At 66.6% G+C, this 12875-nt stretch carries 19 protein-coding genes; 2 read left to right on the top strand and 17 right to left on the bottom strand.

The features are described from left to right. Positions 1-22 precede the first annotated feature (22 nt). Genes nusB through hisG form a run of 3 tightly spaced genes read right to left on the bottom strand, consistent with a single transcriptional unit; the run spans position 23 to position 2417 of the window. Positions 23-475 (bottom strand): transcription antitermination factor NusB, encoded by a 453-nt coding sequence (gene nusB, locus K3181_RS10360; protein ID WP_221603042.1) that lies wholly within the window; start codon positions 473-475, stop codon positions 23-25. Beyond that, the gene (gene hisD, locus K3181_RS10355; protein ID WP_221603041.1) at positions 472-1761 is read right to left on the bottom strand and encodes a histidinol dehydrogenase; all 1290 of its coding nucleotides are present in this window, start codon (positions 1759-1761) and stop codon (positions 472-474) included. The genes nusB and hisD overlap by 4 nt, the downstream gene beginning before the upstream one ends. Further along, the gene (gene hisG, locus K3181_RS10350) at positions 1761-2417 is read right to left on the bottom strand and encodes an ATP phosphoribosyltransferase (protein WP_221603040.1); all 657 of its coding nucleotides are present in this window, start codon (positions 2415-2417) and stop codon (positions 1761-1763) included. Before hisG ends, hisD begins: the two co-directional genes overlap by 1 nt. 36 nt (positions 2418-2453) lie before the next feature. Between hisG and K3181_RS10345 the strand changes: the two genes are divergently transcribed. After that, positions 2454-3545 carry a DUF2332 domain-containing protein gene (locus K3181_RS10345; RefSeq protein WP_221603039.1) on the top strand — a complete coding sequence of 364 codons (1092 nt, stop codon included), beginning with the start codon at positions 2454-2456 and terminating at the stop codon, positions 3543-3545. Here the strand turns inward: K3181_RS10345 and K3181_RS10340 are convergent, their stop codons facing one another. Genes K3181_RS10340 through K3181_RS10325 form a run of 4 tightly spaced genes read right to left on the bottom strand, consistent with a single transcriptional unit; the run spans position 3546 to position 6456 of the window. Continuing rightward, a complete protein-coding gene (locus K3181_RS10340; protein WP_221603038.1) occupies positions 3546-4451 on the bottom strand; it encodes an alpha/beta fold hydrolase in 906 nt (301 codons plus the stop codon). Positions 4452-4453: 2 nt separating this feature from the next. Then, a complete protein-coding gene (locus K3181_RS10335; protein WP_221603037.1) occupies positions 4454-5269 on the bottom strand; it encodes an SDR family NAD(P)-dependent oxidoreductase in 816 nt (271 codons plus the stop codon). 10 nt (positions 5270-5279) lie between these two features. Continuing rightward, a complete protein-coding gene (locus K3181_RS10330) occupies positions 5280-6170 on the bottom strand; it encodes a pirin family protein (RefSeq protein WP_221603036.1) in 891 nt (296 codons plus the stop codon). A gap of 13 nt (positions 6171-6183) precedes the next feature. Continuing rightward, on the bottom strand, positions 6184-6456 hold the full coding sequence (locus K3181_RS10325) for a BolA family protein (RefSeq protein ID WP_221603035.1): 273 nt from the start codon (positions 6454-6456) through the stop codon (positions 6184-6186). 60 nt (positions 6457-6516) lie between these two features. On the opposite strand from K3181_RS10325, the gene K3181_RS10320 reads away from it, so the two are divergent. Then, positions 6517-7110 carry a DnaJ domain-containing protein gene (locus K3181_RS10320; protein ID WP_221603034.1) on the top strand — a complete coding sequence of 198 codons (594 nt, stop codon included), beginning with the start codon at positions 6517-6519 and terminating at the stop codon, positions 7108-7110. Here the strand turns inward: K3181_RS10320 and K3181_RS10315 are convergent. Genes K3181_RS10315 through K3181_RS10270 form a run of 10 tightly spaced genes read right to left on the bottom strand, consistent with a single transcriptional unit; the run spans position 7107 to position 12875 of the window. After that, positions 7107-7547 carry a hypothetical protein gene (locus K3181_RS10315; protein WP_221603033.1) on the bottom strand — a complete coding sequence of 147 codons (441 nt, stop codon included), beginning with the start codon at positions 7545-7547 and terminating at the stop codon, positions 7107-7109. The genes K3181_RS10320 and K3181_RS10315 overlap by 4 nt on opposite strands. A gap of 4 nt (positions 7548-7551) precedes the next feature. Further along, a complete protein-coding gene (locus K3181_RS10310) occupies positions 7552-8025 on the bottom strand; it encodes a GFA family protein (protein WP_221603032.1) in 474 nt (157 codons plus the stop codon). A gap of 30 nt (positions 8026-8055) precedes the next feature. Beyond that, complete coding sequence (locus K3181_RS10305; RefSeq protein ID WP_221603031.1) at positions 8056-8493, bottom strand: SRPBCC family protein; 438 nt, start codon at positions 8491-8493, stop codon at positions 8056-8058. Between the two features lie 11 nt (positions 8494-8504). Beyond that, positions 8505-9179, bottom strand: a complete 675-nt coding sequence (locus tag K3181_RS10300; protein ID WP_247715069.1) for a glutathione S-transferase family protein — start codon at positions 9177-9179, stop codon at positions 8505-8507. Then, complete coding sequence (locus tag K3181_RS10295) at positions 9179-9844, bottom strand: dihydrofolate reductase family protein (RefSeq protein ID WP_345725488.1); 666 nt, start codon at positions 9842-9844, stop codon at positions 9179-9181. The genes K3181_RS10300 and K3181_RS10295 overlap by 1 nt, the downstream gene beginning before the upstream one ends. 4 nt (positions 9845-9848) lie before the next feature. Beyond that, a complete protein-coding gene (locus tag K3181_RS10290) occupies positions 9849-10328 on the bottom strand; it encodes a VOC family protein (RefSeq protein WP_221603029.1) in 480 nt (159 codons plus the stop codon). Beyond that, positions 10321-10950, bottom strand: a complete 630-nt coding sequence (locus tag K3181_RS10285) for a glutathione S-transferase family protein (protein ID WP_221603028.1) — start codon at positions 10948-10950, stop codon at positions 10321-10323. Before K3181_RS10285 ends, K3181_RS10290 begins: the two co-directional genes overlap by 8 nt. 60 nt (positions 10951-11010) lie before the next feature. Beyond that, positions 11011-11802 (bottom strand): VOC family protein, encoded by a 792-nt coding sequence (locus K3181_RS10280; protein ID WP_221603027.1) that lies wholly within the window; start codon positions 11800-11802, stop codon positions 11011-11013. Between the two features lie 3 nt (positions 11803-11805). Then, complete coding sequence (locus K3181_RS10275; RefSeq protein ID WP_221603026.1) at positions 11806-12177, bottom strand: DUF1428 domain-containing protein; 372 nt, start codon at positions 12175-12177, stop codon at positions 11806-11808. 23 nt (positions 12178-12200) lie between these two features. Further along, positions 12201-12875, bottom strand: coding sequence for a glutathione S-transferase family protein (locus K3181_RS10270; RefSeq protein ID WP_221603025.1), 675 nt, complete (start codon positions 12873-12875; stop codon positions 12201-12203).

Genomic DNA, 12875 nt, shown 5'->3' with positions numbered 1-12875 from the left:
GCAATGGAATCGTTGTTCGCCTTTAGCGCCCGGCTTCCCTGGCGACCGCGTCGAGGATGCCGTTGACGAACTTCGCCTCGCGATCGTCGAAGAAGGCCTTGGCGACGTCGACATATTCGCTGATCGCGCTCGCCTTGGGCACGTCGGGCCGGGCGATGAGTTCGTAGGCGCCGGCGCGCAGGATCTGGAGCATGGTCTTGTCGAGGCGCGCGAGCGTCCAGCCCTCGGCGAGGCGCGCGGTCAGCTTCTCGTCGATCTCTGCGCGTCGGGCTTCGACGCCGCTGACGATGTCGTCGAAGAAATCAACATCGGCCTCGGCATATTCCTCGTCCTCGATCACGCGGCCGAGGCGGTGCTGGTGGAATTCGTCGAGCAGCTTGGCGAGCTTGGTGCCTTCCATCTGCTGCTGGTAGAGCGCCTGGACGGCACCGAGGCGGGCGGCGCTGCGCGCCTGGGATTTGGGGTTCTGGGTCATTTCAGTCTCGTGGAAATCGACAGGGCGTGCGCGGGAAGGCCTTCTGCCTCCGCCAGCCTCACCGCTGCCGGGCCGATCGCGGCAAGCGCGGCCTTGGAGGCGTCGATGAAACTGGTGCGCTTCATGAAATCGAGCACCGACAATCCGCTGGCAAAGCGGGCGCGGCGACCGGTGGGAAGGACGTGGTTGGGCCCGGCAATATAATCGCCCACGGCTTCGGGCGTGTGGCGACCGAGGAACACGCTGCCCGCGTGGCGGAGCCGGTCGAACAGCGCTTGCGGATCGTCAACCATCAGCTCGACATGCTCGGCCGCGAGGCGGTCGGACAGAGCCGGGGCTTGGTCGAGGCTGTCGACCACGACGATCAGGCCGTGCGCATCCCAGCTGGCCTGGGCGGTCTTGGCGGTCGGCAATTTCATCAGCGCGAGGTCGACCGCATCCTCGACCTGCCGGGCAAGGCTTCCGCTGTCGGTTATGAGGATCGACTGACTGGTCGGATCGTGCTCGGCCTGGCTCAACAGGTCGGCGGCAATCCATTCGGGATCGTTGTCCTGGTCCGCGATGACGAGGATTTCGCTCGGTCCGGCGACCATGTCGATGCCGACCACGCCATAGAGCTGGCGCTTGGCCTCGGCCACCCAGGCATTGCCGGGGCCTGCAATCACATCGACCTTTGCGATCCGCTTGGTGCCATGGGCGAGAGCGGCAATCGCCTGCGCTCCGCCGACACGCCAGATTTCGTCGACCCCGGCGATATGCGCCGCGGCAAGGACCAGCGGATTGACCTCGCCCTTGGGTGTGGGCGTGGTCACGACAAGCCGCTCGACGCCCGCCACCTTGGCGGGAATGGCATTCATCAGCAGCGAGGAAGGATAGGCTGCGCGCCCGCCGGGGACGTAGAGACCCGCCGCATCGACCGCGCTCCACCGCGCACCGAGCCGCATGCCGATCTCGTCGGTATAATCGCGGTCGGCAGGCAACTGGCCTTCGTGGTAGGCGCGGATGCGCACAGCCGCGAGTTCGAGCGCGTCGCGCAGCGCCGGATCGAGCGCCTCATGCGCGGCCCGGCATTCCTCCGCCGAGATCTGCCAGTCGCGATCCTCGCCGAGGCCGTGGCCATCGAAGCGCGCGGTGTAGTCGACCAGCGCTTCGTCGCCGCGCTCGCGCACCTCGTTGATGATTGTCGCGACATCGCGCCCGACCTGGACATCGCTTTCGCGGCGATCGCGGACGATCCGATCGAACTTCTTCGCGAAGTCCTCGTCCGTGGTGTGCAGCAATTGCATCAGGCAGCCTCGCGCCGCGCCGCATCGGTACGGAAGGCCTCGACCAGTGCGGCGACGCGCGGATCGGTCTTGAGCGCGGCGCGGTTGACGATCAGGCGCGCCGAGATGTCGAGGATGCGGCTGGTTTCGACGAGGCCGTTTTCGCGCAAGGTGGTGCCGCTCGAAACCAGGTCGACGATCCGGCCGGCAAGGCCCAGCGCCGGGGCGATTTCCATCGCCCCGTTCAATTTGACGCATTCGGCCTGGATCCCCTGTCGCTCGAAATGGCGGCGGGTCAGGTTGGGGTATTTGGTCGCGACGCGCAGATGGCTGGCGCCATCGACGCTGGCGGCACCTTCCTTGGGTTCGGCCACGGCGAGGTGGCAGTGCCCAATGTCGAGATCGACCGGCGCGTAGAGGTCGGCATAGTCGAATTCCTCGATCACGTCGGAGCCGACGATGCCGAGCTGCGCCGCGCCATGCGCAACGAAGGTCGCCACGTCGAAGGCGCGAACGCGGATCAGCCGCATGTCCTCGCGCGTTGTGGCAAAGGTCAGCGAACGGTTGGCCTTGTCGTGGAACCCATCCTCGGGCACCACGCCGGCACGAGCCATCACGGGCAGCGCTTCGTCGAGAATGCGCCCCTTGGGAACAGCAAAGGTCAGGCAATCGTTCATGGGAAGCGCAGATAGGCAGCAGGCTTGGAAAGGGCAATGCCGATCGACCAGGCGGAATATGTGGTGATCGAACCGGGGGCCACCGGATCCGAGGCGGTGTTTCGGGCCTTCGAGAACCAGGTCGCCTATTGTCGCGACAACGGCGCACCGATCACGGCGCTGGTGTGTCAGGCGCTATGCGAACTGCTCGACAGCGAACGCGGGGGTGCGGTGATGCGACGGGTGCGTCGCTGGGCGGGCCCTGCGCTCGCCGATGCCCTGCCGTTGCGCGTCGCTGGCGGGTTGCACGCGCTCCATCTGCGCGGAGACGAACCCAGCCTGGCACCGATCTACGAAGGGCTGGGCCCGACCAATGCGACCGACCTGATCGCCGATGCGATCGAGCGGCACGAACCGTTCCTTATGCCGTGGCTCGATGGCCCGCCGCAGACCAATGAGGCTGGGCGCTCGGCGGGCTTTGCCGCGGCTTTCCTGTGGTTGGTGGATCACGGGCTGCCCGGGCATTTCGACCTGCTCGAAATCGGCTCGAGCGCGGGGATCAACCTGATGATGCGCCGCTTTCGCTACGATCTCGGCGGGGTCATGATCGGGCCGAAGAATGCGCGCATGCAGCTGAAACCCGAGTGGCGTGGGCCCCCGCCGCCGACGGAAGGCTACGACATCGTCGGGGCCGAGGGGTGCGATGTCGCCCCTGTCGATCTGACAGATGAGATGCAGGCCCTGCGCCTGAAGGCCTATATCTGGCCCGAATTCACTGAACGCTTTGCCCGGCTCGAGGCGGCGATCGAGGCGGCGAACGTCTTCCCGCCCGAGATCGCCCGCATGCGCGCGGTCGATTTCCTGCGCGATCGCCTCGAGCGGCCGCAGCAGGAAGGCACGACACGGGTGCTGATGCACTCGGTGGTGTGGCAATATGTCCCGCGCGAGGAGCGCGACCAGATCGTCGAACTGATGGAAGAGGCGGGGCACAGGGCGCGCGAAGAGACGCCGCTCGCCTGGGTCAGCCTCGAGGCCAACCGCGACACCCACCGGCACGAGCTGACGGTGAGTTACTGGCCGCACGGAGACATGCGGCGCAAGCTCGCCACCGCGCATCCGCACGGCAGTTGGATCGATTGGAAGGGCTGATCAGGCCGTTCGAGAGAGGAAGGTGTCGGCCGCGGCGTTGAACGCGTCGGGTGCCTCCCACTGGACGAAATGTCCGCAGCCGGGCACCTTCACAATCTCGGGGTTCTCGATGACTTCGTCGAGCCCGTCGAGATTGGTCGGGGGCAGCGCCTCGTCCTCCATCGCCCAGATCACCAGCGTCGGGATGGTCAGCCTGGGTAGCGGGAAGGGCGTATAGTCCGCCGGTAGCTCGTAAGGCGCATCGAGCGGCAGCACCGCCATCGGGCTGGCGCGGTAATAGTTGAGCATGCCGAACGCGGCCGCGGGATCGGCCCAGTCCTCCAGCAGGCGTGCCTGTTCCTCGGGCTCCATGCTGGTCGTCACCTCGCGCCCCTCGAACGCCTTCATCAGCACCGGCGCGAGACCGTGTTCGCGGATCATCGGATCATGGGCCGGATCGCGGAACTCGCGGAAATACTGGCTCGCCTCGCGCTGCTGGCGATTGGTGTAAAGCAGCTTGGGAAACAGCACCGGATGCGGCGCATTGGCGATGATCGCGCGCGTCACGCGGCTGTTCGCCATCCCGCCATAGGCCACGCCCCAGGCGATCGCGCCACCCCAGTCGTGGCCGACGATGGTGAAGCTGTCGACGCCGAGTGCATCGGCGAGGAGGAAGACGTCGCCGACCATCTTGTCGGGCGTATAGGCCTCGACCTCCCGCGGCTTGGACGATCCGCGATAGCCGCGCTGGTCGGGCGCGATGCAGCGGTAGCGACCGGAGAAATGCGCGATCTGGTGGCGCCAGGTGCGGTGGCTTTCGGGAAAGCCGTGGAGGAAGATCAGCACCGGCGCGTCGCGCGGCCCCTCGTCGACCACGTCGAGGTGGATGCCGTTGGCAAGCTCGACGCGCTTCTGCTCGAGCGTCATGCTCAGGCCTCCGCTTTCATCTTTTCCATATAGCCCGCCGCAACCATGCCCGCGACCTGGTCGAGCAGCTGGTCGGGCGTGCGCCGCATTTCGCCCATCGCCTGCTCCATGCCCTCGGCGACGACGATCTCGCGCTGGCCTGCAGCCACCGCGTCGATGATCCGCTGCGCCGCCTCGGCAGGGGCGATGCCGTTGTCGATCACCTTGTCGCTGCGCCCGCGCTTGCTGCCGTCGGCGGTCAGCGCGTTGCGGCTGACATCGGTCGCAACCGAGCCGGGGCACACGACATGGACCGATACGCCCTGCTGCGAGAGCTCGGCGCGGAGCGCGTCGGCATAGCCGATCAGTCCGAACTTGGCGGCGCAATAGGCGGTGCGCATGGGCACGCCGACCTTGCCCGCGATCGAGCTGATGAACAGCAGGTGCCCGCTCCCGCGCTCGACCAGATGCGGCAGCAGCGCCTGAGTCGCGGCGATCTGCGCGGTCAGGTCGATGTCGATGATCTCGCGATAGACGTTCATCTCGGTCTCGAGCGCCGCGCTGCGTTGCGAAACGCCGGCATTGGCGACGAAGATGTCGACACCGCGGTGCCAGCCGATCGCCTTGTCGGTCGCCGCGCGCATCGCCGCCTCGTCGCGCACGTCGAAGGGGAGCACCAGCGTCTCGGTCGAGATGTCTGCGGCCACCTGGGCGAGGCGTTCCTCGTCGCGGCCCGACAGGATGATGCGCGCACCGCGGCTCGCCCATTCGCGGGCCAGCGCCGCGCCGATTCCGCTCGATGCGCCGGTAATCCAGGCGGTCTTGCCTTCGAAACTCATAAGTCTCCCCTCACGGATAGGTAACGGTCTTGGGCGTCCCTTCGGGCAGGGGGATGAATTCCTCCTCGTCGCCCGGCACCTTGGGAAAGCGCCCCGCGCGCCAGTCCGCGCGCGCCTGCTCGATCCGCTCGCGGCGCGAGCTGACGAAATTCCACCAGGCATGGCGCCGGGTCTCGAAGGCCTCGCCGCCGAGCAGCATCACCCGCCCGCCCGTCTTGGTTTCGAGCGTCATGTCGCGGCCCGGCTGGAGGACCGCGAGTTCGTAGCGCTTCAACGAATGCCCGTCGATCGTGGCCTCGCCCTCGACCAGCATGACCGCGCGCTCGTCGGCCTCGTCCTCGATCGGGATCGCGCCGCCGGGGGCAAGGTGGATTTCGGCATAGATCGTATCGGCATAGGTGGTGGTCGCGGCGCGCTCGCCCCACAGCTCGCCCATGATGACGATCGCCTTGGCGCGCCCGTCCTCGATGACCGGAAGGTCGCTGACCGCCTCGAAGGCCGGATCGATCTCCTCGCGGCCGTCGGGCAGGGCGAGCCAGGTCTGCATGCCGAAGAGCCGGGGGCCGGTGGCGCGCTCGCTTTCGGGCGACCGCTCCGAATGAACGATGCCGCGACCCGCGGTCATCAGGTTTACCTGACCTGGCCGGATGGTCGAGAAGCTCCCCAGGCTGTCGCGGTGGTCGATCGCCCCCTCGAACAGCCAGGTCACCGTGGCGAGATTGATGTGCGGATGCGGGCGCACGTCCATGCCGGTGCCGAGATCGAGCTGCGCGGGACCGAACTGGTCGACGAAGATGAACGGCCCGACCATGCTCCGGGGCCGCGAAGGCAGGACGCGTCGGACTTCGAACTGGCCGAGATCGTGCGTGGTCGGGGTCAGGACCTGGTCGATCTGGCTCATGGTCGCGCGTCTCCTAGCTGGTCGGGGCCGAGGCCTGGATGGCGAGCGCGTGGACCCGCTCACCCGGAATGTCGCCCAGCGCCTTGTTGACCATGCGCTGTCGTTCGAGCCGCGACTTGTCGGCGAACGCCGGCGCCTCGATCACGACGGTGAAGTGCGATTCCCCGCTGCCATCGTCGCCCGAATGGCCCGCGTGGCTGACGCTGTCGTTGATGACCTCGAGCCGGGTCGGTGCGAATGCCTCGGTCAAGAGGCGTTCCATTTCCTGCTGGACGGGTCCTGACACGCGTTCGAATCTCCTCTTCAGGGGTTTCCTTAGCGCAGATTGCTCCCCATTCTATACCGAATGCGCCAGACTAAGTTTCACGGGAGATTTGACAACACCGGCCGGATTTGCGCGCATCCCGCCTGCGAAGAGCCCGGAGAATTCCGTGCTCCGGGCATGCAGGGGCACGGGTTCGACGGCCCCGGCGAGTGGCGCTGGCTGTGCCTCGACCACGTCCGCGAATTCAACTCCGGCTACGACTGGTTCGAGGGGATGAGCGCGGAAGAGATCTATCACGCGCAGGCCCCCGGATCGGGCTGGCGCACCGAAAGTCCCAGTTTTCGTCCCACCGGCGGTGTCGACGGAATGCCGCGCTGGGCGGATTACGACGATCCGCTCGAGGCGATCTCGGCGCGCGCGGCGGGGATCAAGAGCCGCGCCCGGCGCGAAGCGGAAATGGCGATGGACGGGCGCTTCTCGAAGGAGGAGGCGGAGGCGCTCGAGACGATGGGGCTGGGGCTCGATACCGACCGCACCCGCTTGCGCCGCCGGTATTCGGAACTCGTGCGGCGCTACCACCCCGACCGCAATGGCGGCGACCGGCAGTATGAAGGCCGGCTCAACCGGGTGGTCGAAGCCTATCAGACGCTCAGGAAGTCGCGCGCGATCGCCTAGGTCGGCCGACGCGTCAGCCAGGCGAGCGGCCAGGCGACGCAGAGCCAGTGTGGCAGACCCCACACCACCAGCGCGACCGGGTCCGGGTTGGGGAAAGGCGCGCCGAAGCGCATGGGCAGGACGATGCCGTACATCACGAACCACAAGGCCAGCCCGTAGATGCTGCCCGCCAGCCACCACGGCATCGTCGTGAAGGGCTTGCGGGCATGGAGTGTGAAGCCGATGGCGACCATCGCCGCCATGATGGCGTAATGCGTCAGGGCCCCCAATGCGGCCCCGCCAAGGCCCCACGAGGCTGCCGCATCGCCGAACGGGCCCGTGGCGACGCCTTGCAGCACGGTGACCGGGTCGCGCCCCTTGAGCGTGGCCGAGGCGATGAAGGCATAGACGATGTCGAGCGTTCCGCAGACCAATGTTGCGTAGATCCAGCGCCTCATCCCGTCACCCGTCCTTGAGCGCGCGCCAGCGCCGCGCACCGTCTTCGCCGTAGATCCGGACGACGTCCTCGCCCGAATAGAATACCGGATAGGCCTCGGCCCCCTCCGGGATGACCACCCAGGGCTGCTTGCTCCGCGTGAAGATATGCACGTCGGGAGGGCAGCGGTCGGGATCGTCGAGCGTGCCGACGCGGATGAAGTCGGCCTTGTCCTTCACCGCGCCATAGTGGCTCCACAGCGCGACCTTGCACGACGGACAGCGGAAGATCGGCTGACCGCGCCCGCTTTCGGAGGGCGTGTCGATGCATTCGGGTTCGCCCTGTAACTGTTCGACCCTGTCGGCCTCGATCACGGCGTTGAGCGCGAAGGATGCACCGGTCTCGCGCTGGCACCACCGGCAGTGGCAGCAATGGACCACGATCGGGTCCTCGGTCAGGCGATAGCGCACCTTGCCGCAGGTGCAGCCGCCGTCACGCATGGATAAACCCTCCCTCGACGCGCGAGGCTATCACTCCTCGCACAACTTGGCGAGCGTGTCGGCGCAGGCACCCCAGCCTTGCTCGAAGCCCATGTCCTCGTGCTGCTTCTTGGCCTCCTCGGTCCAGTGTCGCGCGGTGGCGGTGTAGCGGGTGCCCTTGCCTTCGGGCGCGACCTCCCAACTGCCGACCATGAAGGGGCCGGCGGGCTCGAAATCGGCGGTAAGGGCGTCGGTCGTCACGAAGCGCCTCCCTTCGTCCCAGGCGAGGTAGATTCCGTTCTGCGGCATTTCCTCGCCGTCCGGTCCCTTGAACACCATGTCGCAGCGTCCGCCGGGGCGGCGTTCCTGCGTCACCACCTCCGCGCGCCAGGGCGCGGGGCAGAACCACTCCTCCTGCCGCTCGGTCATGGCCTCCCAGACCTTTGCCGGGGGTGCGTCGATGAAGCGGGTAATGCTCAGTTCGTTCATGGTGCTCTCCGTCAATCGCGGTCGGGCGCGCCGGGGGGGAAGTATTCGCGATAGGGTCGGGCATCGTCGATGCAGCGCGCGACCTCGGGAAGCGCGAGCAATTCGGTGCGCAACGCCGCAAGGCGCGGGCGGCTGGCACCGATCGGCTCGATCCAGTCGGCGTAGAACAGGCTCGGTGCGGCGGCGCAGCTCACCAGGCTGATGTGTGGTGGTAGCCTGTTGGAGCCGAGCCAGTCCTCGAGCCAGTCGTAGGCCTGGTAGAGGCGCATGCGGGCGGCGTCCTGTTCGCCGGCATCGGGCGTCTCGCGCAGGCCTTGTTCGGGCCGGTCCCGGCTGATGAACCAGCTCGAGACGAAACGCTGCATATTGCCCATCACGTAATTGTCGAACACCCGGTCCATCATGCGCGCGACCACTGCCTCGGCCGGATGCGCCGGTATCAGCGGGGCAGGGCCGGGATGGTGGACGGCAAGATGCTCGACGATGCTGGTTGCCTCGACCACGATATTACCGTCGTCGACCAGCACGGGGATGTGGCCGCCGGGGTGGACCTTGCCGCAGAACTGCTGGTGCAGCGGCTTGTCGCCCTCCATCTCGACGAAAGTGAAGGGCGTCTCGTTGGCGTAGAGCGCGATAAGCGCCTTCCAGGTGTAGGAAGAAAACAGATGTCCGTGGAGATCAAGCATCACCAGGTTCCCTTGGCGACTTCGGCCCGCCGCGCGAGTTCGGCATCGCTGGTGATTTCGGGACCGGCGGGTGCGTGTTCCACCGGGCCCGCGGGTTCGTAGGTGGCCACGTTCATTCCGTTCGAGCCGGTCACCTGTGAGACGAGGCTCAGCGTGCGCGGCGGCGTGTCGTCGCCGAACAGTCGCTTGCCGCTGCCCAGCAGGACCGGGGCAATCATCAGGACCAGCCTGTCGATCAGCCCGCGTTCGAGCAGCTGCGGATAGAGCGTCGAGCTCCCCTGGACGATCAGGTCGCGACCGTCGCCCGCCTTGAGCGCGGCTATCTCGTCGACCGAGGCAAGCCGGTGGCTGCCCGCCCAGTCGAGCGGGGCGTCGCGCCCGGTCAGCACGAATTTGTCGCATTCGGCGAATTTGGCGGCGATGGGATTGTCCATCGAAGCGTATGGCCAGTAGGCGGCGAAAATATCGTAGGTGCGGCGGCCCAGCAGGAGGTCGAACTCGCCATCGAACAGCGCGCCGAGCGCCTGCTCGAGCGCCTCGTCGCCCACCGGCGCCAGCCACGCACCATGCTCGAAGCCGCCGCTGCGATCCTCATCGATCCCGCCTGGAGCCTGCATGACTCCGTCGAGCGAAACGAAGGCCGCCCCGATGATGCTGCGCGCCACCGGCTCAGTTCCCCGCGCGCGCGGCGTCGATCGCCGCGACGTCGATCTTGCCCATGCCCATCATGGCCTCGAAGGCACGCCGGGCCTCGTCACCGCCCGCCATTTGCGATTCGAGCAGCGTGCGCGGGGTGATCTGCCAGCTGAAGCCCCATTTGTCCCTGCACCAGCCACAGGCGCTTTCCTGGCCGCCATTGCCCACGATGGCATCCCAGTAGCGGTCGGTCTCCTCCTGGTCCTCGGTCACGACCATGAAGCTGACGCTCTCGTTGGGCTTGAACATGTCGCCTCCGTTGAGGCCGGAAAAGGTGCGGCCGAGCACGGTGAACTCGACCGTCAGCGCATCGCCCTTCTTGCCGCTGGGGAAGTCGGCCGGGGCGCGGAAGATTTCTCCCACCTCGCTGTCGGGGAAGGTCTCGGCATAGAACCGCGCGGCTTCTTCGGCGTCGCCATCGTACCACAGCACGGTGGTCAGCTTCTCAACCATTCTGGCTCTCCTCGATCAGCTTCATGTCTATGGCTTTCGCCTTCTTGTAGGCGGGGCGCTCGCGCAGGCGCGCGGCATAGGCCTCGAAGGCCGGGCGCGTGGGGATCGAGCCGAAGCTTAGGCCCCAGTCGACCTGGCTGCCGACATAGACGTCGGCCATGGTGAAGCGATCGCCACAGACGAAATCGCGGTCTGAGAACATCTGCTCGAATGTGTCCATTGCGCGGTCGTAGGTGCCGAAGCCCGCCATGCCGGTGCGCTCCTCGGGCACCTGCCAGCCCATCGCATTGGCGGTGACCGCCTGCTCGACCGGTCCTGCCGCGAAGAAGAAATAGCGGAAATAGTCGGCCTTCTCGTGCGCCCGCGGCAGCAGGCCCGCGTCGGGGTGCATTTCGGCGAGGTAATGGCAGATCGCCGCCGCTTCGGTGACGACGTGACTATGGTCGCCATGGTGGTGGACGATCGTCGGGACCTTTCCGATCGGGTTGGCCTCGAGGAAGGCGGGCTGCTTGTCCTGCCATTCGACGAACTCGGTCTCGTAGTCGGCGCCGGCTTCGTGAAGCGCCCAGCGCACGATCTGGCCGCGGCTCATCGGGTTGGTGAAGAAGGTATAGTCGGCCATGCGGTGTCTCCCCATATGAGAACATAATTAGAACATTCTCGCACTATTTTGCCAAGACTCCTATTTTCGGGGACCGACGAGGCCGAAATCCGCCCCCTGTGGGTCGCGGCAGTGGGCCGACCATTCGCCACCTGGAATTTGTTGCGCGTCTCCGAGCAGGGACCCGCCGCCGCCAGTCACGGCGGTCATCGCGCGATCGATATCGTCGACGCCGATGTAGATGTTCCAGCGCGGGCCCTGGCCACCCGGCATGACGGGCGCGATCGCGCCGATCCCGACGCCGTCGTGCTGGATGAAGAGATAGTCGCCCAAATCGCCCATCGGCATGGCGCCTTCCTGCGTCCAGCCGAACTGCTCGCGATAGAAGGACACGGCCGCTTGCGGGTCGGAGGCCCACAACTCGTTCCAGCGCACGTGCTGTGCCTGGTCGACCGAAAAGACGTCGCTCTTCGCGTCGGGATTGCCGGGGGGTGGCTTGGGCGTCATGACGTAGAACATCGACCCGTCGGGATCGGCCACCATGGCGAAGCGACCCGCCATCTCGTTGTCGGTTGCGGGCATCAGCGTCTTGCCGCCGGCGGCCTCGATCGCGCTCACGGCGGCATCGACATCGGGGACGTGGATGTAACCGATCCAGCATGGCCGCATCCCGTGATCGGTCATGTCCTTTGCCAATCGCAGGACGCCGCCATTCATTCCGCCATCGCTGCGCGTGATGAAGCCGTAGGAATCGTCGCCTGCGTGACCGGTCGAGAGCGACCAGCCCACCACCTCGTCGTAGAAGGCCTTTGCGCCTTCGGGATCGGTGGTCATGAGTTCGTACCAGATGAAGGCACCGCGATCGTCGGACATGGCTCAGGCCTCCTCGCTGAACATGACTTCGAACCCGCCGATGATCATGCGCTTGCCGTCGAAGGGCATGTCGCTGCCGTCGGGGGCGCCGAACTCGGTTGCCATGCGCTCGTCGGCCATCATCTTCTCATGCGCCGCGTCGGCGGAGGCCTTGTCGGGCCAGGTCATCCAGCTGAATACCACCTTCTCGCCGGGCTGGAGGTCGACGGCGCGGCGAAAGTCGGTGTGCTGGCCGTCCTTCACGTCGGCTTCCCAGGCCTCGAAATGGCCGGTGCAGCCATAGTCCCTGGCGATCGGCCAGAATTTCGCCGCCACCTCGCGATAGGCATCCTTGTTGCCTTCGGGGACGGGAACCACGAATCCGTTCACATACATCGCCTCTCTCCTCGGCTGTTATCTCATTCGGTATTGTCCGCATGGCGCGCGAAAGCAGCCAACTGGTCGGCCATCGCCTGCTTGAACCCGGGACGGGTCTCGCCGCGCGCGACATAGGCGGTGATTGCGGGGTGGGCGTCCATTACCCGGCTGCCCGAAAGCGCGCGCAGCGTCGTGACCATGGCGATATCGGCGATGGTGAAGGCCTCGCCGAGCCAGTCGCTTTGCGACAGGCGCCGTTCGAGCGGGGCGAGCCGCCGACCGAGGAATTCCTCGAGCGAGGGGCGGCGCAGCCTGGCCCATTCCTCGTCCTTGGCGAAGAACGAGATATTGCCGTGTTCGAAGATCGGCGGCTCGACCGTATTGAAGGCGGCGAAGAGCCAGGAGATCGCGCTGGCGCGTCGCTGCGGATCGCGCGGCAGCAGGGTCTCGCTCATCTCGCCGAGGTGGAGCAGGGTCGCGCCGCTTTCGAACATCGCGATCTCGCCATGGCGCATGATCGGAACCTGGCTCCAGGGCTGGCCCTCGACCAGCCACGCAGGCTTGTCGGCCACATTGGCCAGGCGTTCGCGATAGGGGATACCGGCCTCCTCGCAGGCCCAGCGCGGGCGCAGGTCGCGGACGAAGCCCTGCGCGAAACCGGGCACCCAGCGGTAGCCGCTGATCTCGATTTCGGCATCCGGATCGATCATCGACAT

Source organism: Qipengyuania mesophila (assembly GCF_019711655.1).
Lineage (GTDB): Bacteria > Pseudomonadota > Alphaproteobacteria > Sphingomonadales > Sphingomonadaceae > Qipengyuania > Qipengyuania mesophila.
The sequence above is the reverse complement of the archived record's forward strand: the minus strand, read 5'-3'. Positions and strand labels throughout refer to the sequence as shown.

Bases quoted from the DNA above. Each gene is read 5' to 3' on its own strand.
- nusB (WP_221603042.1), bottom strand. From the start codon at position 475: ATGACCCAGAACCCCAAATCCCAGGCGCGCAGCGCCGCCCGCCTCGGT.
- hisD (WP_221603041.1), bottom strand. From the start codon at position 1,761: ATGCAATTGCTGCACACCACGGACGAGGACTTCGCGAAGAAGTTCGAT.
- hisG (WP_221603040.1), bottom strand. From the start codon at position 2,417: ATGAACGATTGCCTGACCTTTGCTGTTCCCAAGGGGCGCATTCTCGAC.
- K3181_RS10345 (WP_221603039.1), top strand. From the start codon at position 2,454: ATGCCGATCGACCAGGCGGAATATGTGGTGATCGAACCGGGGGCCACC.
- K3181_RS10340 (WP_221603038.1), bottom strand. From the start codon at position 4,451: ATGACGCTCGAGCAGAAGCGCGTCGAGCTTGCCAACGGCATCCACCTC.
- K3181_RS10335 (WP_221603037.1), bottom strand. From the start codon at position 5,269: ATGAGTTTCGAAGGCAAGACCGCCTGGATTACCGGCGCATCGAGCGGA.
- K3181_RS10330 (WP_221603036.1), bottom strand. From the start codon at position 6,170: ATGAGCCAGATCGACCAGGTCCTGACCCCGACCACGCACGATCTCGGC.
- K3181_RS10320 (WP_221603034.1), top strand. From the start codon at position 6,517: ATGCGCCAGACTAAGTTTCACGGGAGATTTGACAACACCGGCCGGATT.
- K3181_RS10315 (WP_221603033.1), bottom strand. From the start codon at position 7,547: ATGAGGCGCTGGATCTACGCAACATTGGTCTGCGGAACGCTCGACATC.
- K3181_RS10310 (WP_221603032.1), bottom strand. From the start codon at position 8,025: ATGCGTGACGGCGGCTGCACCTGCGGCAAGGTGCGCTATCGCCTGACC.
- K3181_RS10305 (WP_221603031.1), bottom strand. From the start codon at position 8,493: ATGAACGAACTGAGCATTACCCGCTTCATCGACGCACCCCCGGCAAAG.
- K3181_RS10300 (WP_247715069.1), bottom strand. From the start codon at position 9,179: ATGCTTGATCTCCACGGACATCTGTTTTCTTCCTACACCTGGAAGGCG.
- K3181_RS10290 (WP_221603029.1), bottom strand. From the start codon at position 10,328: ATGGTTGAGAAGCTGACCACCGTGCTGTGGTACGATGGCGACGCCGAA.
- K3181_RS10285 (WP_221603028.1), bottom strand. From the start codon at position 10,950: ATGGCCGACTATACCTTCTTCACCAACCCGATGAGCCGCGGCCAGATC.
- K3181_RS10280 (WP_221603027.1), bottom strand. From the start codon at position 11,802: ATGTCCGACGATCGCGGTGCCTTCATCTGGTACGAACTCATGACCACC.
- K3181_RS10275 (WP_221603026.1), bottom strand. From the start codon at position 12,177: ATGTATGTGAACGGATTCGTGGTTCCCGTCCCCGAAGGCAACAAGGAT.
- K3181_RS10270 (WP_221603025.1), bottom strand. From the start codon at position 12,875: ATGTCGATGATCGATCCGGATGCCGAAATCGAGATCAGCGGCTACCGC.